Here is a 16,953-nt window from a genome sequence, read left to right as displayed (position 1 = left end):
AGTGGAAGCGCACGACACGAAGGCGGTGGGAGCCGCCCGCGTCACCCCGGTCAGCCGGGCCATGGAGACGATCCGGGCCCTGCGCGAGGAACTGGCGGCCCTCAAGGGCGCGCAGCCGATCGCCGTGGTCGGCGTCGGTCTGCGGGCGCCCGGCGGCATCGACGACCTCGACGGCTACTGGTCGGCGCTGGCTTCGGGGACGGACGCGGTGCGCCCGATCCCCGAGTCCCGGCGCCATCCTTTCGGCGCTGCCTGGGACGAGGTGCCGCACCGGGGCGGGTTCCTGGACGAGGTGCTGGAGTTCGACGCCCCTTTCTTCGGCGTCGCGCCCCGTGAGGGGCGCGCCCTCGACCCGCAGCACCGGATGCTGCTCGAAGTGGTCCAGGAGGCCCTGGACGACGCCGGGATCCCCGCCGCCCGGGCGGCGGCCGACGGCGCCACCGGCCTGTACGTGGGCATCACGGGCCAGGACTACCGGGAGTGGATGCGCGAGGGCCCCGACTCGTACTGGGCCACCGGCAACGGGCACTGCTTCTCGGCGGGCCGGCTCGCCCACACGCTGGGCCTGACCGGCCCGGCCATGGCCGTGGACACGGCCTGCTCCTCCTCGCTGGTGACGGTCCATCTGGCCCGGCAGGCGCTGCGCGGCGGCGAGTGCGACATCGCCGTGGCCGGCGGGGTGAACCTGGTGCTGTCACCGCACGGCACCGCCCTGGCGGCGCGTACGGGCGCCCTCTCCCCCGACGGGGTGTGCCGGCCCTTCGACGCACGGGCCAACGGGTTCACGCGGTCGGAGGGCTGCGGGATCGTGGTCCTCAAGCGGCTGTCGGACGCCGTGCGCGACGGCGACCGGGTGCACGCGGTGATCCACGGTTCGGCCGTCAACCACGACGGCCGCGCCTCGGGGTTCACCGCGCCCAACGTGCTGGCCCAGACCCGGCTCGTCGAGCGGGCGCTGGCGGAGGCCGGCCTCGGCCCGGCCGACATCGGCCATGTGGAGGCCCACGGCACCGGTACCGCGCTGGGCGATCCGATCGAGGTGGAGGCCCTGGCGGCGGCCCTGGGCGGGCGGACGGGCACGGCAACCCCGGTGCTGCTCGGCTCCGCGAAGGCGAACCTGGGCCACACCGAGTCGGCGGCGGGCGTACTCGGCCTGATCAAGGCGATGCTGAGCCTGCGGCACCGGGCGGTCCCGCCACTGCCGCACTTCACCACGCTCAACCCGCGCATCGACCTCGCGGGCACGGGCATGCGTATCCCCACCGAACTGGAGCCCTGGCCGGCCGGCGCCGGTGCCTACGCGGGAGTCAGCTCCTTCGGCATGAGCGGCACCAACGCGCACGTCGTGCTCGGCGCGCCCGAGGAGCGGCCGCCGGACGCCCCGGCCGCTGCGGCGGCCCCGGTACCGGTCACCGGCTTCGAGGTGTCGGCCCGTACCCCGGCCGCGCTACGGGCCTACGCGACCCTGCTGGCGGGCCGGCTGGCCGGGATCAAGGACGAGGAGTACGCCGCCTTCGCGTACACCGTCACGCACGGCCGCTCGGCGCTGGCCACCCGGATCCGGGTGGCGGCGACCGACCGCCACCGCGCGGCGGCCGTGCTGACCGCGGTCGCCGAGGGCCTCCTGCCGCCGGAGGCGGAGGAGGTCACGGCGGGCGCGGAGCCCGGTTTCGGCGAGCTGCCGCGCCGGGTGCTGGACCTGCCCGCCTATCCGTGGGAGCGGCGGCGCTACGCCCCGCGGGACGCGGAGCCCGCACCCGCGGGGTGATCCGGCCCGGAGCATGCGGAAGGGCCGGTCCCGGGCGAACCCGGGACCGGCCCGCTGCCTGCTCGTGGCGGCAGGTCGCTCGGGCAGCGGCGCCCGGTCAGGCTGCTGCCGCCCCCTGGATCAGGGCGATCACCCCGGCGACGGTGACGTCCTTGGTCAGCGCCTCCAGGGGGACGTCGACGCCGAACTCGCGCTTGATGGACGCGGTGAGTTCGACGACGCCGAGCGAGTCGATCTCCAGCTCCTCCAGCCTGGCCCCGTCCGAGACCATGTCGGGCTCCGCCCCGAAGTCGACGAGTTCGCGCACGACGAAGGAACGGACGGAAGCAAGATCGGCGCTCTGGAGCACAACATCCTCGTCTCTGAAAACCAGGCAGGGAAACGCGCAGCAGCCTAACAACAGGTGGGCAATGCCCCGCTAAAGCGATCCTTTCATCCGGCTGACGGCACAACTAAACCAGCCTTGCCCGCTCTTCGAGGCACTTCTATATTCCCCTTGAACGCTCGGCCGAGACGTTCAGATATGGAGACCTGCACATGCTCCGGATGCTGCTGAGGCGACTTCTCCTCATTCCGCTGAGGCTCGTCCTGCGACCCCGCGTCACCGGCGTCGAGAACCTGCCGGCATCGGGCCCGTTCATCATCGCGGCCAACCACCTGTCCTTCTTCGACTCCATCTTCATCGCCCTGCTCACCCCCCGGCACCTGTACTTCATCGGGAAGCAGGGATGGCTGACGATGCCCGGCCTCAAGGGGCGGCTGCAGGGCGTGTTCTTCCGCGCCGTCGGGATGATCTCCGTGGACAGCACCAGCGGTTCCGCGACCGTGGCGGGCCTGGAGACCTCCCTGCGCATCCTGCGGGAGGGACATGGGGTCGGCGTGCACATCGAGGGCACGCGCTCGCCCGACGGGCGCCTCTACAAGGGGAACACCGGCACGGCGTGGATCGCGCTGCGGAGCGGGGCACCGGTGGTGCCCTGCGGGCTCGTCGGCACGGAGCGGGTGCACCCGGCCGGTGCGAAACGGCTCCACGTCGCACGCTTCGAGGTCCATTTCGGCGCGCCCATGGCATTCCCCGAGCACACCGGACGCGAATCCGACCGGCGGGCGCGCCGCACGGTGACGGACATGATCACCCAGGAAATATCCGCGCTGTCCGGTCAGGAATACGTGCACACCTATGCCGCGACGGTGAAGAGCCGGACGGAATCGGCGGCGCACGGACAGGCGGCGGAATCCGGGGCGTGAATTCCACGACCCGCACGCACGACGCGAAAACGGCCGCGGCGCCCCGTCAGTTCTCCGCGAGCGCCCGGCGCAGGACCTCCGCGACCGTGGGGCGGTGCTCCGCGGCCAGCAGGAAGAAGTGGTCGCCGTCGAACCGCAGCACCCGGCAGGATCCGGTCGTGTGAGCGGCCCAGCCGTCCAGCGGCTCGTGCGGGACCAGCGGGTCCGCCGTGCCGCCGAGCACGTGCAGGGGCACGTCGAGCCGTACGTCCTCGAACCCGGCCGCGGCCTCCCGGCCGAGGTCGAGGTCGGCCCGCAGGACGCGCGTCACGTGGGCCAGCATCTCCGGATCGTGCAGCACCCACTCCGGGGTGCCGCCGCCGTCCCGCAGCAGCCGGACGGCGTCCTCCTCGGTGGTGGTCGCGTGCGCCCGGCGCGGGGTCCGGCCGGGCACCTGCCCGCTGACGACGGCCGCCCGGCAGTGCGCGCCGAGCAGGCGCGCGGCGCGGGTGGCCAGGAGCGCGCCGAGGCTGTGCCCGAAGACCACCGTGGGCAGCGGGTCCCGGCCGAGCACCTCGTCGGAGACGGAGTCCAGGACCTGGTCGAGCCGGCAGCCGGGTGGCTCGCCGAACCGGCGCTCGCGCCCGGGCAGCGAGAGCCCGAGCACCTCCACGTGGTCGGGCAGCGACTCGACCACGGGGAAGAGGGTGTTGGGGCCGGCCCCGGAGTGCGGGAACACCAGCAGCCGCACCCGGGGTGCGGTCACCGGCTCCCGCAGCCGCAGCAGCGGCCACCACGGCACGGCGGGGGAACGCGTCGTCGTCACGCCGAAGGCCCCCGTCACGGGCAGTTGATGATCTGGCCGGCGTAGGACAGGCCCCCGCCGAACGCGAAGAGCAGCACGGGCGATCCCTTCTCGATCTCACCCCGTTCGACGATCTTGGAGAGCGCCAGCGGGATGCTCGCGGCCGAGGTGTTGCCCGAGTCGACGACGTCCCTGGCTATGACGGCGTTGACCGCCCCGATCTTGCGGGCGAGGGGCTCGATGATCCGCAGGTTGGCCTGGTGCAGCACGACGCCGCCCAGCTCCTCCGGCTTCACACCGGCCCGCTCGCAGACCTCCAGCGCGACCTTCGGCAGCGCCGTGGTGGCCCAGCGGTACACCGACTGCCCTTCCTGGGCGAAGGTGTTGGACGGCGCCTCGATGCGCACGGCCCGCCCCATCTCGGGTACGGACCCCCACACGACGGGGCTGATCCCCGGCTCCTCGGAGGCGACCACGACGGCCGCGCCCGCACCGTCACCGACCAGCACGCAGGTGGTGCGGTCGGTCCAGTCGGCGAAGTCGGTGAGCTTCTCCACCCCGATGACCAGGGCCTTCGTCGCGGAACCCGTCCGTATGCTCTGGTCGGCCAGGGCCATGGCGTGCGGGAACCCGGAGCAGGCCGTGTTCACGTCGATGGCCGCGGGCGCCTCGGCCCCCACCGCGGCGGCCACCCGGGCCGCCATGTTGGGCGAGCGGTCGAGCGCCGTGCAGGTGGCCACGATGACGAAGTCGATGTCCGCCCCGGTGAGTCCGGCATTGGCCAGAGCGTGCTCGGCGGCCTTCGTGGCCATGTCCGACACCGACTCGTCCTCGGCCGCCACCCGGCGCGTTTTGATCCCGACCCGGCTCTGGATCCACTCGTCGCTGGTCTCGACCATCTGTTCAAGATCCGCGTTGGTCAGGACCCTTGACGGCTGATAGTGCCCGAAGGCAAGGACACGCGACCCGACCATCAGTGTTTCTCCTCGCTCCGTGGACCCGCTGCGGGTCCGGATTGACCAATGGTCAGCCTATGCAGCGGGACCACCGTCCCTCATGCGGCCAGCACGCCGACCAACTGATCTGCGCCACAGTCGTCCAGGGCCGGCGCGTGGGTGAGGATCGCGTGCTGGAGCCGCTGGAGACGTGGTGCGGGCTCGATCCCGTGGTCCTCGACGAGGTTCCGCCGGACCCTGCTGTACGTCGCGAGGGCCTCGGCCGTCCGTCCGCTCCGGTACAGCGCCACCATCAGGTAGGCGTACAGGTTCTCCCAGGTGGAGCGGTCGTCGAGCAGGGAGTAGATCTCTCCGACGAGGGCCTTGTGGTTGCCGAGTTCGAGCTCCAGCTCGAACCGCTGCTCGTGCGCGAAGGAGCGGCGCTCGTCCAGGCGGCGGCCGAGGGACTCGAAGGCGGGTATGCCGCGCAGGTCCTCCAGCGCCTGTCCGCGCCACAGCGAGATGGCCCGATCCAGAGTTTTGGAAGCTTTTTCCCTGTCGCCCGCCCGACGGCACTCCCGGGCGACTCCCAGCAGGCGGTCGAACTCGTAGACGTCGAGGTCGCAGCCGACGAGCCGCAGCCGGTATCCGGGCGGCTGCGTCGTGATGAGCGCGGCGGCGTCGAGGTCGAGGGCGTGGAGGTGCTTGCGCAGCTTGGAGACGTAGACGTGGAGGGCGGTGGAGGCGGTCTGGGGAGGAGTGCCCGACCAGAGGGCCTCGATGAGCCGGCCGGAGGACACGGCCTCACCGTGGTGCGTACAGAGGTAGGCCAGCAGGGAGCGGAGCTTGAGCGCCCTGGGCGATACCTGGGTCCCGTCCTCTGTCTCTATCTCAACTGGTCCGAGCACTTGAAACTTCACGGTATTTCCCCCTGGTAGATCTTTCGCCACGAAGGGGACGCAAACGATCGGCCTGCACCATGCAGCCCCCCTCCGCACCCATAGATCTTCATTGGGGGACCTAGATCGAGTCAAGCCGGTCAACTCTCATCTGAGGAACACTTGAGGTGCGGAGAACGATTCGCCGGATTATGCGCGGCTCTCACGAATCAACCACATCTCCCCCCTCTCGGATGACTCGCTTCCACTTTTCGAGCCCTTCCGGCCGACTGTTTTGCGCCAACACAAACAGCCATTCAGGCCAACTTCGAACGGCCTGGAACACGGGGTGGCGCCGCGGGTCCGTAGGGGGTGGAGGCGGTGCGGCAACAGCTCGGCGACCTGGAGGGGACCGTCCCGGGCGCCGCGAGACCCGGGACGGACACGGACCGCGGCGAGCCGGCGGGACAACGGACGCAAGCGCATATCATCATTCGCTTCCGGCGGGCAGTCGATTTCCCGACACCATCCGACCCGACGCCATTACTGCCGCTCGCACCGCATTCGCCGGGGCCCCGGCGGCGGCCACGGGCGCGCGAAATGAAGGATTTCCCAGCACCGCGGATCATATGAAATGAATGGACTTCGTGACGGGCCCGACGGAAGCGAATTCCGACACCTCCCGCACATCGGCTTTCCCGGCGCAGAACAGGTAATCAGGGACCGTCCGGGGCGCGCCCCCGGCAGGAATCCACCCACCCCGGCCGACCACCCGCCCGCAGGTCCGGCGAGGCCGGCAGGCCCCGCGAAGCCGCCTCCGCCGAGGACGTGGGGTCGCACGTCCGCGGCGGTCAGGCGCTGCCCCGCCCCGGCGGGATCTCACACCGGCCGTTGCAGTGGAAGCATAAGCAAATCATTTGCCCCTCGCTGCGCCCCCGCTCGTCGCGATAAAGAATCCGGTGGCCGGCCTCACAACACCGCCGCACGGGCAGGATTCTCCACCGCCGGGAGCCGCCGCCGACCGAACCATCGAGATACGTCCGAGTCGACCTCCTTTGCTCTCCATCACATGAGTAACTACCCGTACCCGGAAACGGCCGGGCGGCGGGCCTTTGTATCCGGGGTGTATCACCCGGCGCTCGGCTGCCGCTCGGACCGCGCACCCGCCGTCGACGGCACTCGCCGTGCCCGGTGCCTCCCGTATCGTTCCTTTCGGGTCGCCGGCCGCGTGTCGGGTTCACGCCCGGAGCGGCATGTCGCCCGGCCCGTACGAACAGGAGTCCCGCCCGTGTCCTCGCCCGCCCCGGCCCCGGAATCTCAGCCTCCGGTCCGTGTGCTGCTGGTCGAGGACGACGACCTGATGCGCCGGTCCTTCGCCGTCGCCCTGGAGCGCTACGGCTACCGGGTCACGGTCGCGGCCGACGGCCTGACCGGGCTGGAGCACTTCCGCGACCACGAGGACTTCGACCTGCTGATCCTGGACGTGATGCTGCCCGGCCTCGACGGGATCGGCCTGTGCCGCAGGGTCCGGGAGACCAGCCTGGTGCCGGTCCTGATGATGTCCGCCCGCGGCGACGGCCTCGATGTCGTCGCCGGTCTGGAGGCCGGGGCCGACGACTACGTGGTCAAGCCCGTGGAGACGAACGTCCTCGTGGCACGCATCCGCTCGCTGCTGCGGCGGGCGTCCTACGCACCCGCCCCGGGCGGCGAGCCCACCACCGGCCAGGAGGACGGCGTACTGGTCTTCGGGGACCTGACCGTCGACACCGGCGGGATGGAGGTCTCCGTCTCCGGCAGCCCGGTGGCGCTCACCCCCACCGAGCTGAAGCTGCTGCTGGAGTTCGCGGCCCACCCGGGCATCGTGCTGGAGCGGCACACCCTGCTGCGCAACGTCTGGGAGTACGGCTGGGACGGCGACAGCCGGGTCGTGGACCTGGCCGTGCAGCGGCTGCGCAGGAAACTGGGCCGGGAACGGATCGAGACGGTCCGCGGCTTCGGCTACAAGCTCAGGCGCTGAGACCCGTGCGCCTTCTGCCCCGGCCGTGGTGGCCGGCCCGTGTGCCCCTGCGCTGGAAGATCGCCGCGCTGGCGGCGACCACGGCGTGCCTGGTCGCCCTGGTGGTGGGCGTACTCGTCCACCTCTGGACCGCACGGGACATCCGCGACCGGGCCGGGATGGAGGCCACCAACTCGGTGTACTCCGCCATGGACGTCTACCGGCGCACGGGAACGCTGGCGGGCGGCGCCGAGCTCGATCCGGCCGAGCTGCCCGCCGCCCTGCGCCATCCGTCCGACGGTGACCGGCGGGTGGCCTACGACGGGCACATCGACGGGAACCTGGGGCCGAGCGTCTGGGGCGCCCAGCGGGTCGCCGGCCCGCGCAGCCCGGTGCTGGCCGTCCGCATCAACATGAGCCCGCAACTGCACGACCTGGGCCGGCTCGACGCGAGCATGGCGGTGGCCTCCCTCGTCTCGCTCGCGGCGGCCCTGCCCCTGGCGGTCTACGGGGCCGGGCTGGTCGCCCGCCGGCTGCGCCGGGTCGCCGAGACCGCGGCCCGGATCTCCGCCGGGGACCTCGACGCCCGCACCGGCGCCCGCACGACCGGAGGCGGGGAGCGCGCCGGCGGCCGCGACGAGGTGACCGACATCGCCGCCACCGTCGACCTCATGGCCGACAGTCTCGGCCGACGGCTGCGCATCGAGCGGCAGTTCACGGCGGACGTGGCCCACGAACTGCGCACCCCGGTCGGCGGCCTGCTGGCCGCGGCCGACCTGCTGCCGCCCGGCGAGACGGAGGACCTGCTGCGGGCCCGCGTACGCGACCTGCGCGGCCTGGTCGAGGACCTGCTGGAGATCTCCCGGCTGGACGCGGGCGCCGAGGCGCCGGTGCACGCGCGGGTCCCGCTCGCGGCGGTGGTCCGCGAGGCGGTGGCCCGTACCGGCCTCGACACGGAGGTGGAGACCGGGGAACCCGGTGAACCCGCGGAATCCGGTGGTGGATCCGCCGGATCCGGGGTGTCCGTGGAAGCCGGGGACCCCGTGGAGACCGACCCGCGCCGCCTGGAGCGGATCGTCGGCAACCTCGTCGTCAACGCGCACCGGCACGGACGGACCCCGGTGCGGGTCACCGTGGCGGGCCGGACCGTCGTCGTCCGCGACCACGGCCCCGGCTTCCCCGCCGACCTGCTGCTCGACGGCCCGCGCCGCTTCCGTACGGGCGCCGCCGAGCGCGGCACCGGGCACGGCCTCGGCCTGACCATCGCCCTGGGACAGGCCCGGGTGCTCGGCGCCGAGCTGCTCCTGGACAACGCCCCGGACGGCGGCGCCGTCGCCACCCTGCGTCTCCCCCTCTGACCGGCCGGCCGCGACCGCCCCCGTACACAACTGCTGCGCAACGGCGCGGAGTCCGATACACGGCGGCCCGGGCCCGGATACGTCCGCCCGACAGCCTTCGGCGTGCACCCTCATTCGCCCCGCACCCGAAGTGGAGTCCCCGTGACCGTGACCGTGACCCCCGACCCGTTCCCCGCGCACCCGACGCCCGGCGTCGCGGCCTCCACCACCGACCTGTCGAAGGTCTACGGCAGCGGCGACACCCGGGTGGTGGCCCTGGACCGTGTCAGCGTCTCCTTCCGGGAGGCCGAGTTCACCGCGATCATGGGCCCCTCCGGCTGCGGCAAATCCACCCTCATGCACTGCGCCGCGGGCCTCGACTCCGTCAGCTCCGGCTCCGTCCGCATCGGCACCACCGAGCTGGGCAGCCTGGGCGACCGGCAGCTCACCGAGCTGCGCCGGGACCGGGTCGGCTTCATCTTCCAGGCCTTCAACCTGCTGCCCACGCTGACCGCTCGAGAGAACATCACGCTGCCGCTGTCCATCGCCGGACGGCGTCCCGACCGGCAGTGGCTGGAGCGCGTGGTGTCCATGGTCGGCCTCTCCGATCGCCTGGACCACCGGCCCGGACAGCTCTCCGGCGGGCAGCAGCAGCGCGTGGCGGTGGCCCGGGCCCTGGTCACCCGGCCCGCGATCGTCTTCGGTGACGAGCCCACCGGGAACCTCGACTCCCGGGCCGGGGCGCAGGTCCTCGGCTTCCTCCGCGACTCCGTGCGCGAGCTGGGCCGGACGGTGGTCATGGTGACGCACGATCCGGTCGCCGCAGGCTTCGCCGACCGCGTCGTGTTCCTCTCCGACGGCCGCCTGGTCGACGAGATGGTGCGCCCCACCCCGGACCGGGTCCTGGACCGGATGAAGCGGTTCGACACCCGCGCCCGCACGAACTGACGCACGGCGCCCCGCACCACCCCGCACCCCCGCATCGCCCCCGTCTTCGTAGGCCTTACCGACCCTCCCGAAAGCCGCCCACCCATGCTGAAAACAGCCCTGCGCAACGTCCTGGCGCACAAGGCCCGGCTGCTGATGACGGTGCTCGCCGTCACCCTCGGCGTCGCCTTCGTCTCCGGCACCCTCGTCTTCGCGGACTCCTCCACCGCGGCCCACCGGGCCGCCGTGTCGAAGAACTACGCCGACATCGCCGTCTCCGTGACCCCGAAGGACCCCCCGCCCGCCGCTGCCGGGTCCTCCGGACCCGACCCCGGCGAGCACGCCACCGTGCTCGACGACGCACTCGCCCGCACGCTGGCCGCGCTGCCCGGCGTCGCCGCCGTACGGCCCTGCGCCGACGGCCCGGCCACCCTGAACGCCTCGGACGGCTCCCCGCTTCGTACCGGCCGGATCCAGGCGCACCGGGCGGCCGCGTACGTCCCCGGCCCCGACGGCAAGGACGGCCGCCACCCGCTGACCGAGGGCCGCGCACCCCGCACCGGCGACGAGATCGCCGTGGACAGCGGCACCGCCGCCGACGGCGGATTCCGCATCGGCGACCGGATCACCCTGGCCATCGACGGCCCGACGATGACCAAGCGGCTCGTCGGCATCGTGACCACCGCGGACACCCGGGTCACCGCCGGCGGCACGCTCACCCTGTTCGACCGGGCCACCGCACAGGAGTTGTTCGCCTCCCCGGGCCGCTACACCTCGATCGATCTGTCCGCCGTACCCGGCACCGACGAGGCCGAACTCTCCCGACGGGTCTCCGCCGTGCTCCCCGCCGACCGGGCCGAGGCCACCACAGGCACCGCCCTGGCCAACCAGCAGAGCGTCCTGGTCGACACGATCACCCGCGGCAACGAGAAGCTGTCGCTGGTCTTCGCCGGAGTGGCCCTGTTCATCGGGTCGTTCCTCATCGTCAACACCTTCACCATGCTCGTCGCCCGGCGCACCCGTGAGATCGCCCTGCTGCGCGCGATCGGTGCCACGCGCCGTCAGGTGGTCCGTTCCCTCCTCCAGGAGGCCGTCCTGGTCGGCCTCGCCGCATCGGCCCTCGGCTTCCCGCTCGGTCTCGGGATCGCCTCCGTACTGCCGGAGCTCCTCGGCACCACCCAGCAGGAACTGCCCCGCGGCCCCGTGGTGGTCGGCCCGCTCCCCGTGGTGGCCGCGCTCGCCGTCGGGGTGGGCGTCACCGTGCTCGCCGCGTGGCTGCCGTCCCGCAAGGCGGCGCGGATCGCCCCGGTCGAGGCCATGCGCACGGCCGACCGGCCGCCCACCGCCACCGCGTCCCGGGTCCGCGGCGCGGCCGGAGCGCTCCTGCTCGTGCTCGGCGCCGGGCTGCTGCTGTCGCTCGCGGGGGCGAAGGACGCCTCCGAGGAGAACCTGCGGAGCGCGATGTTCGGCTGCGCCCTGATCGTCGTCGCCGTGATCGTGCTGGCGCCGCTCCTCGCCGTCCCCGTGATCGGGCTGAGCGGGCGGCTGACCGGCCGCCTCGGCATCGCCGGCCGCCTGGCCCACCGCAACGCGCTGCGCGACCCGCGGCGCACCGCCGCCACCGCCTCCGCCCTGTTGGTCAGCACGGCCCTGGTCGCCGGACTCGCCGTCATCGGCCACTCCACCGGCCGGGCCCTCGACCGGCAGGCCGCGGCGGGCCTCGGCGCCGACTACGTGATCGGCACCCACACCTCGACCACCGGCATCGACCCGGAGGCCGTCCGGCGGGTGGCCGATACTCCCGGGGTGCGGACGGCCACCGCCGTCAGCGACTCCACCCTCTTCATCGGCGGGGGCGTCCGCCGGATCTCCGGCGTCGACCCCGCCGCCGTCCCGTCCGTCATGAGGCTCGACTTCGTCAGCGGATCCCTGAAGGACCTCGGACCCGGCCGCATCGCCGTCTCCCGCACCCTCGCCCGCGAGAACGGCGTGAGCACCGGCGGGCGCGTGGCCGCCCGTATCGGCGGCCCCGGCCAGGACCTCACCCCGTACACGGTCGTCGGCGTCTACGAGGACAACCCCACCGCCCAGGACGCGCTGGGCCTGCGCACCGAGGTGCAGCGGAGCGGCTTCGACCCCGGTTCCGTCCAGCGCGTCCTCGTCCGCGCCGACAGCGGCGCCACCAAGGACCGGCTGCGCACCGCGACGGGCAACAACCCGCTGCTCAAGGTCCAGGACCGGGACGAACTGGTCCAGGAGGCCGCCGGCTCCCTGAGCACCCTGCTGACCCTGACGTACGGCCTGCTCGCCCTCGGCGGTGTGATCGCCGTCCTCGGCATCATGAACACCCTGGCCATGTCCGTCTCGGACCGCACCCGCGAGATCGGCGTGCTGCGCGCCATCGGCATGGACCGCGCCGGCATCCGCCGGATGATCCGCCTCGAATCCCTGACCGTGGCGGCCTTCGGCACCCTACTGGGCCTGGCGGCGGGCCTGTTCGGGGCCTGGACGGTCGGCGCCCTGACCAACGGCGCACTGAAGGACTATTCCCTGGCCCTCCCCTGGGGCACCCTGCTCCTGCTCTGCCTGGTCTCCCTCACCACGGGCACGGTGGCAGCCGCCCTCCCGGCCCGCCGTGCGGCAGCCCTGAGCCCCCTGGAGGCGGTGGCCGAGCTGTGACCCCGTCTCAGGACGGGTCCGCGTAGCGGCCGGCCATCGCGGCGGCGCGGTCGCGCAGGGCGGTGCGCAGGGACTGCGGGGCGAGGGCCTCCGCGTCGGTGCCGAGCTGCCACAGGGCCCATTCGGCGTGGCGTGCGTCCTGGAACGTCACCTCCAGCCGCAGCCGGCCGTCCGCGTCGGGTTCCTCGGCGCGGACGGCCACCGCCATGTCCAGCAGGTCCTCCCGCCGCGCCGGGTCCACCCGTACCAGCACCGTGAGGTGGCCGTCGCCGAGGAACCGCGTGGAGCGTTCCCGCCAGATCCGGTCCAGGTCGACCCGGCCGGGCCGCTGTGCCGGTTCGGGGAGTTCCTCGGCGGCCAGCACCCGCGACAGCCGGTAGGTGCGGTCGGCGCCGGATCTCGTGGCCAGCAGATACCCCCGGTCGCGTACGGTGACCAGCCCGATCGGGTCAACCGTGCGCCACTGCGGTGCCCGGCCCGTGGCCGCGTAGTGGATGCGCAGTTTGTGTCCGGCGAGCACCGCCCGCCGGATCTCGATCATCGCCGCGCCGGGCACCTCGTCCGTGACCGGTCGGCGCGAGAGCAGGTCGGTCTCGGGGTCCACGAGGAACCGCCCGGCCGCGTCGCTCGCGGTGGCCCGATGGCTTTCGGGAAGCGCGTCGACCACTTTGCGCAGGGCCGAGGCGAGCGCGGGGCCGAGGCCGAACACCTGCTCGCCGCGCCCCGGTCCGGCGGCCAGCAGGGCGAGGGCCTCGTCGTGGTTCAGTCCGGTGAGCTCGGTCCGGAAGCCGGGCAGCAGCGCGAACCCGCCGTGCCGACCGCGTTCTGCGTAGACGGGGACGCCGGCCGCGGACAGCGCGTCGATGTCCCGCAGCACGGTGCGGGTGGACACCCCCAGCTCCCGCGCCAGCGTGTCCGCGGTCAGCCGACCGTGCCGGCGCAGCAGGAGCACCAGCGAGACCAGCCGGTCGGCGCGCATGCGCGAACTTTATCGAAATACACGACAGAGGGTGTCGTGATTTGTTGGGAGGCTCTCCACCACGACGTCCGACGAATCGAACGGAGCTGATGGGGCAATGGAGCGAACGGCGATCAACCCGGTGACGTGGTCGGTGGAGATGGGGTTCAACCAGGGCGAGCTGGTCTCCGGGCACACCCGGACCCTGTACCTCTCGGGCCAGACCGCGATGAGCGCCGACGGCAGGCCGCAGCACGAGGGGGACATGGCGGCCCAGTTGGCGCTGAGCATCGACAACCTGGAGGCCGTGCTCGGCGAGGCCGGCATGTCTCTGGCGAACCTGGTGCGGCTGGGCGTCTACACGACCGACGTCGATCTCCTCTTCCAGCACTACGGCGGCCTCGCGGCCCGCCTGGGCGCCGCCCGGGTGGCACCGACCACCACGATGCTCGGCGTGACCCGCCTGGCCGTCCCCGGCCAGCTGGTCGAACTGGAGGGCACCGCCGTCGCGTGAGGCGACCCTCGCATCAATCGGGGCGACCCCGACCAGCTGATCCGCTAGGCTGTCAGCGGTCAGTCGGCTACCGCGGTGTTTCCGGAACGGTGTCCGACAAGCCCCCGCCTTCGTAGCTCAGGGGATAGAGCACGGCTCTCCTAAAGCCGGTGTCGCAGGTTCGAATCCTGCCGAGGGCACGGACGAGGCCCCCCGGTCGACAGCGACCGGGGGGCCTCTTCGCGTTGTGGTTTGATGTCAGGTGTGTCGCGTGACGCCGCCTACTGAGATGTGGGCCGGGCGGTGGTCGGGCAGGCACCTGTTGTTGAAGGACCGAGCCCATGGGCATGTACGCCACCGGCTACGGGTGATCTCCCCCGGTTGTTTCGCTGCCGTCGCACGCACACACACCGTGAGGAAATCCACACTCCGTGTCATCGTTCAATCACACCGTCATCGAAGAGTTCAGGGCGAACGCCGGCCACGTCGGCGGGCCCTTCGAAGGTTCCGAGCTGATCCTGCTCACCACCACCGGAGCCAGGTCCGGGAAGCCGCACACCGTCCCGCTCGGGTTCGTCCGCGAGGGCGGGCAGCTGCTCGTCGTCGCGTCCGCCGCCGGGGCCGATCGGCATCCCGCCTGGTACCACAACCTGCTCGCGCGGCCCCTCGTACAGGTCGAGACCGGCGCCGAGGAGTACGAGGCCGTCGCCGTCCCCGCCGAAGGGGCGCGGCGTGACGAGCTGTTCGCGCGGGTCGTCCGCGCGGAGCCCGGGTACGGGGAGTACCAGGAGCGCACCCGCCGGGTGATTCCCGTCGTCGCGCTCCAGCGCACGCACGAGGTTCCCGCCGGGGAGGGCGGGATCGCCGGGAAGCTGCTCGACGTGCACGGCTGGCTGCGGGCGCAGCTGGCCCTCGTACGGGAGCTCGCGCGCGCGGAGCCGCAGGGCGGCGGGGCGGCTTCGCTCGGGCTGCAACTGCGGCAGCACTGCCTGGCGTTCTGTCATTCGCTGGAGTTCCATCACCGCAGCGAGGACGCCGGGCTCTTCCCGTACCTGGAGCAACAGCATCCGCACATGCGGGAGTTCTTCCGCCGGATCGGCGCCGAGCACGCCACGATCGCCCGGCTGCAGGAGGAGCTGGTACGTGCCCTGGACGCACCCGGCGCCGGTTTCAGCGAGCGGGTGGAGCGGATGAGCCGGGAGCTGGAGGCCCATCTCGACGGGGAGGAGGCACAGTTGCTCCCGGTGCTGCGGGCCCTGGGAGCGTGACGCGGGCCTCGGCGCCGCCCGCCTCCCGGTTGCGGAAGGTGAGGGTGGCGCCGAGGGTCCGCGCCTGGCCGGTGGCAATGGTCAGGCCCAGCCCGTGGCCCTTGCCGGTGCCTTCCGTACGGAACCGCTGCGGGCCGGTGGTCAGCAAGTACTCCGGATAGCCGGGGCCCGAGTCGGTCACCGTCAGGGTCCGGCCGTCGACCGTGAGCGCGACCGGGGGCGCGCCGTGCCGGTGCGCGTTGGTCACGAGGTTGCCCAGGATCCGCTCCAGGCGGCGGCGGTCGGTGTCGACCCGCAGGGAGCCGCGCGAGCCGCGCACCTCCAGGGCCGTGTCGGTGCCGGAGGCGCGGATCGCGCGCGCCGCCAGGTCGGCCAGGTCGTGCGAGTCCAGTTCGACGCGTTCGCTGCGGGTCTCCAGCCGGGAGATCTCCAGCAGGTCCTCGGTGAGCGAGCGCATCGCCCGCACCCGGTCCCGTACGAGCTCGGCCGGGCGGCCCGGCGGCAGCAACTCGGCGGCCGCGTTCAGGCCGGTCAGCGGGGTGCGGAGCTCATGGGCCACGTCCGCCGTGAACCGCTGCTCGGCTTCGAGCTTGCCCTGCAACGACGCGGCCATGGTGTCCAGGGCGCGGGATACGGCCGCCACCTCGTCCTTGCTGCGCCTGCTGTCGTCGACCCGCGCGTCCAGGTCGCCGGCGCTGATCCGGCGGGCCACCTGCGCGGTCAGGTGCAGCCGCCGGGTGATCCGGGTGACGACGAACGCGCCGATGAGGAGGGTGCCGCCGATGGCGAGCCCGGAGGAGCCGAGGATGGCCCGGTCCAGTTCGGCGATGGTCCGCTCGCTGGCACGGAAGTCCACGGAGACGGCTATCGCCGTGCCCTGGGCGGCAGGCCCGGCCGCCCACATCACGGGGCGGCCGCGCTGCCGGCCGACGGCGGTGCCGCGCTTGCCGCCGACGGCCAGGGCGCGCAGCTCCGGGGGCAGGCCCACCGGATCGATGCCCTCGCCGCGCGGCATGCGCGCGCCGGCCTCGTACGCCTCGACGGTCCGTTCCAGCCGGGTCAGTGCCTTCTCGCGGGCCGTGCCCACGGTCTGGCGGGTCATGGCGCCGTGCACGAGGCAGCCCAGCAGCGCCGCGAGGCCGCAGCACATGAGGGTGATGAAGACCGTGGCCTTCCAGGTCAGGGTCGAGGTCCAGGCGGGCAGCAGCCGCCGGCGCGGCCGCAGCCGCTCGCCGCGCTGCATGTTCTTCATGGTCAGCTCACGGTAATGCGCCAGCCCCGCCGGGTGAGCGGCGGGATCCGGCCGGATCGCACGGGATCAGGCCAGATTGCGCCCGCGACGGCGACACGGCGCACGAAGCCCTTCCGGCTGCGGCCGGAAGGGCTGCGCCGTCACGGTCAGCTCAGGCCACTGGTGCGTTCGCCGATACGGTCGCCCTGCGGAGTGCCGGCCCGCTTGAGCGCGGCCTTCGTGTGCATTCCGCCCTTGACCTTGCTCCGTACCGGACCGTCGAAGCCGTGACCGGCAGAGCGTGGCGGTTGCGCCTGCTCCTGCGCCTTCGCGAGGGTGGCCCGGACATCCCGCTTCTGCTCTTTGTTCATCCCGTCGTCAACTCCTTCGGGAAGCACCCAATCGGACTACTGGGATCGTATGCACATATGCGGACCAACGCACCCGGACC

The 16,953-nt window shown here is 72.7% G+C and carries 15 protein-coding genes and 1 tRNA gene; 9 read left to right on the top strand and 7 right to left on the bottom strand.

Annotated features, from left to right (window positions below; genetic code table 11):
• Position 1 precedes the first annotated feature (1 nt).
• Complete coding sequence (locus OG373_RS23035) at positions 2–1,768, top strand: beta-ketoacyl synthase N-terminal-like domain-containing protein (protein ID WP_405440026.1); 1,767 nt, start codon at positions 2–4, stop codon at positions 1,766–1,768.
• A 97-nt stretch (positions 1,769–1,865) separates the two neighbouring features.
• Here the strand turns inward: OG373_RS23035 and OG373_RS23030 are convergent, their stop codons facing one another.
• Positions 1,866–2,117, bottom strand: coding sequence for an acyl carrier protein (locus OG373_RS23030; protein WP_405440024.1), 252 nt, complete (start codon positions 2,115–2,117; stop codon positions 1,866–1,868).
• A 188-nt stretch (positions 2,118–2,305) separates the two neighbouring features.
• Here OG373_RS23030 and OG373_RS23025 point away from each other — a divergent pair, with 188 nt between their 5' ends.
• A complete protein-coding gene (locus tag OG373_RS23025; protein ID WP_405440022.1) occupies positions 2,306–3,016 on the top strand; it encodes a lysophospholipid acyltransferase family protein in 711 nt (236 codons plus the stop codon).
• 46 nt (positions 3,017–3,062) lie between these two features.
• On the opposite strand, the gene OG373_RS23020 is transcribed toward OG373_RS23025, so the two are convergent.
• The 3 genes from OG373_RS23020 to OG373_RS23010 form a co-directional block, all read right to left on the bottom strand.
• Positions 3,063–3,821 carry a thioesterase II family protein gene (locus OG373_RS23020; RefSeq protein ID WP_405440021.1) on the bottom strand — a complete coding sequence of 253 codons (759 nt, stop codon included), beginning with the start codon at positions 3,819–3,821 and terminating at the stop codon, positions 3,063–3,065.
• A gap of 14 nt (positions 3,822–3,835) precedes the next feature.
• Entirely contained in the window at positions 3,836–4,774 is a 939-nt protein-coding gene (locus OG373_RS23015; protein ID WP_405440020.1) for a beta-ketoacyl-ACP synthase III, read from the bottom strand.
• 80 nt (positions 4,775–4,854) lie between these two features.
• Positions 4,855–5,643 carry a BTAD domain-containing putative transcriptional regulator gene (locus OG373_RS23010; RefSeq protein ID WP_405440018.1) on the bottom strand — a complete coding sequence of 263 codons (789 nt, stop codon included), beginning with the start codon at positions 5,641–5,643 and terminating at the stop codon, positions 4,855–4,857.
• A 1,258-nt stretch (positions 5,644–6,901) separates the two neighbouring features.
• Between OG373_RS23010 and cseB the strand changes: the two genes are divergently transcribed.
• The 4 genes from cseB to OG373_RS22990 all read left to right on the top strand — a co-directional run bounded on the left by cseB (position 6,902) and on the right by OG373_RS22990 (position 12,552).
• Positions 6,902–7,630: a two-component system response regulator CseB gene (gene cseB / locus OG373_RS23005; protein ID WP_405440017.1), complete on the top strand. Its 729-nt coding sequence runs from the start codon at positions 6,902–6,904 to the stop codon at positions 7,628–7,630.
• A gap of 14 nt (positions 7,631–7,644) precedes the next feature.
• Positions 7,645–8,967 (top strand): ATP-binding protein, encoded by a 1,323-nt coding sequence (locus OG373_RS23000; RefSeq protein WP_405444164.1) that lies wholly within the window; start codon positions 7,645–7,647, stop codon positions 8,965–8,967.
• Positions 8,968–9,120: 153 nt separating this feature from the next.
• Positions 9,121–9,894 (top strand): ABC transporter ATP-binding protein, encoded by a 774-nt coding sequence (locus tag OG373_RS22995; RefSeq protein WP_405444162.1) that lies wholly within the window; start codon positions 9,121–9,123, stop codon positions 9,892–9,894.
• A gap of 84 nt (positions 9,895–9,978) precedes the next feature.
• Positions 9,979–12,552 carry an ABC transporter permease gene (locus OG373_RS22990; protein WP_405440016.1) on the top strand — a complete coding sequence of 858 codons (2,574 nt, stop codon included), beginning with the start codon at positions 9,979–9,981 and terminating at the stop codon, positions 12,550–12,552.
• Between the two features lie 7 nt (positions 12,553–12,559).
• On the opposite strand, the gene OG373_RS22985 is transcribed toward OG373_RS22990, so the two are convergent.
• The gene (locus tag OG373_RS22985; protein WP_405440015.1) at positions 12,560–13,531 is read right to left on the bottom strand and encodes a helix-turn-helix transcriptional regulator; all 972 of its coding nucleotides are present in this window, start codon (positions 13,529–13,531) and stop codon (positions 12,560–12,562) included.
• A 97-nt stretch (positions 13,532–13,628) separates the two neighbouring features.
• Between OG373_RS22985 and OG373_RS22980 the strand changes: the two genes are divergently transcribed.
• The 3 genes from OG373_RS22980 to OG373_RS22970 all read left to right on the top strand — a co-directional run bounded on the left by OG373_RS22980 (position 13,629) and on the right by OG373_RS22970 (position 15,271).
• The gene (locus OG373_RS22980) at positions 13,629–14,024 is read left to right on the top strand and encodes a RidA family protein (RefSeq protein ID WP_397730779.1); all 396 of its coding nucleotides are present in this window, start codon (positions 13,629–13,631) and stop codon (positions 14,022–14,024) included.
• Between the two features lie 106 nt (positions 14,025–14,130).
• Positions 14,131–14,203, top strand: a tRNA-Arg gene (locus OG373_RS22975).
• Between the two features lie 231 nt (positions 14,204–14,434).
• Positions 14,435–15,271, top strand: a complete 837-nt coding sequence (locus OG373_RS22970) for a nitroreductase/quinone reductase family protein (RefSeq protein WP_405440012.1) — start codon at positions 14,435–14,437, stop codon at positions 15,269–15,271.
• Here OG373_RS22970 and OG373_RS22965 read toward each other — a convergent pair.
• Together OG373_RS22965 and OG373_RS22960 are read right to left on the bottom strand one after the other, a co-directional pair.
• Positions 15,174–16,523: an ATP-binding protein gene (locus tag OG373_RS22965; protein WP_405440009.1), complete on the bottom strand. Its 1,350-nt coding sequence runs from the start codon at positions 16,521–16,523 to the stop codon at positions 15,174–15,176. The two genes, OG373_RS22970 and OG373_RS22965, sit on opposite strands and share 98 nt — an antisense overlap.
• A gap of 146 nt (positions 16,524–16,669) precedes the next feature.
• Entirely contained in the window at positions 16,670–16,873 is a 204-nt protein-coding gene (locus OG373_RS22960; RefSeq protein WP_397730784.1) for a hypothetical protein, read from the bottom strand.
• Positions 16,874–16,953 lie beyond the last annotated feature (80 nt).

Origin of the sequence: Streptomyces avidinii (assembly GCF_045161815.1) — a bacterium.
Classification (GTDB): domain Bacteria; phylum Actinomycetota; class Actinomycetes; order Streptomycetales; family Streptomycetaceae; genus Streptomyces; species Streptomyces avidinii.
This window is presented reverse-complemented; position numbering and strand designations above follow the sequence as displayed.

Coding starts and splice junctions, on each gene's coding strand:
- OG373_RS22990 (WP_405440016.1), top strand. CDS start 9,979: ATGCTGAAAACAGCCCTGCGCAACGTCCTGGCGCACAAGGCCCGGCTG.
- OG373_RS23025 (WP_405440022.1), top strand. CDS start 2,306: ATGCTCCGGATGCTGCTGAGGCGACTTCTCCTCATTCCGCTGAGGCTC.
- OG373_RS22980 (WP_397730779.1), top strand. CDS start 13,629: ATGGAGCGAACGGCGATCAACCCGGTGACGTGGTCGGTGGAGATGGGG.
- OG373_RS22985 (WP_405440015.1), bottom strand. CDS start 13,531: ATGCGCGCCGACCGGCTGGTCTCGCTGGTGCTCCTGCTGCGCCGGCAC.
- OG373_RS23015 (WP_405440020.1), bottom strand. CDS start 4,774: ATGGTCGGGTCGCGTGTCCTTGCCTTCGGGCACTATCAGCCGTCAAGG.
- OG373_RS22960 (WP_397730784.1), bottom strand. CDS start 16,873: ATGAACAAAGAGCAGAAGCGGGATGTCCGGGCCACCCTCGCGAAGGCG.
- OG373_RS22965 (WP_405440009.1), bottom strand. CDS start 16,523: ATGAAGAACATGCAGCGCGGCGAGCGGCTGCGGCCGCGCCGGCGGCTG.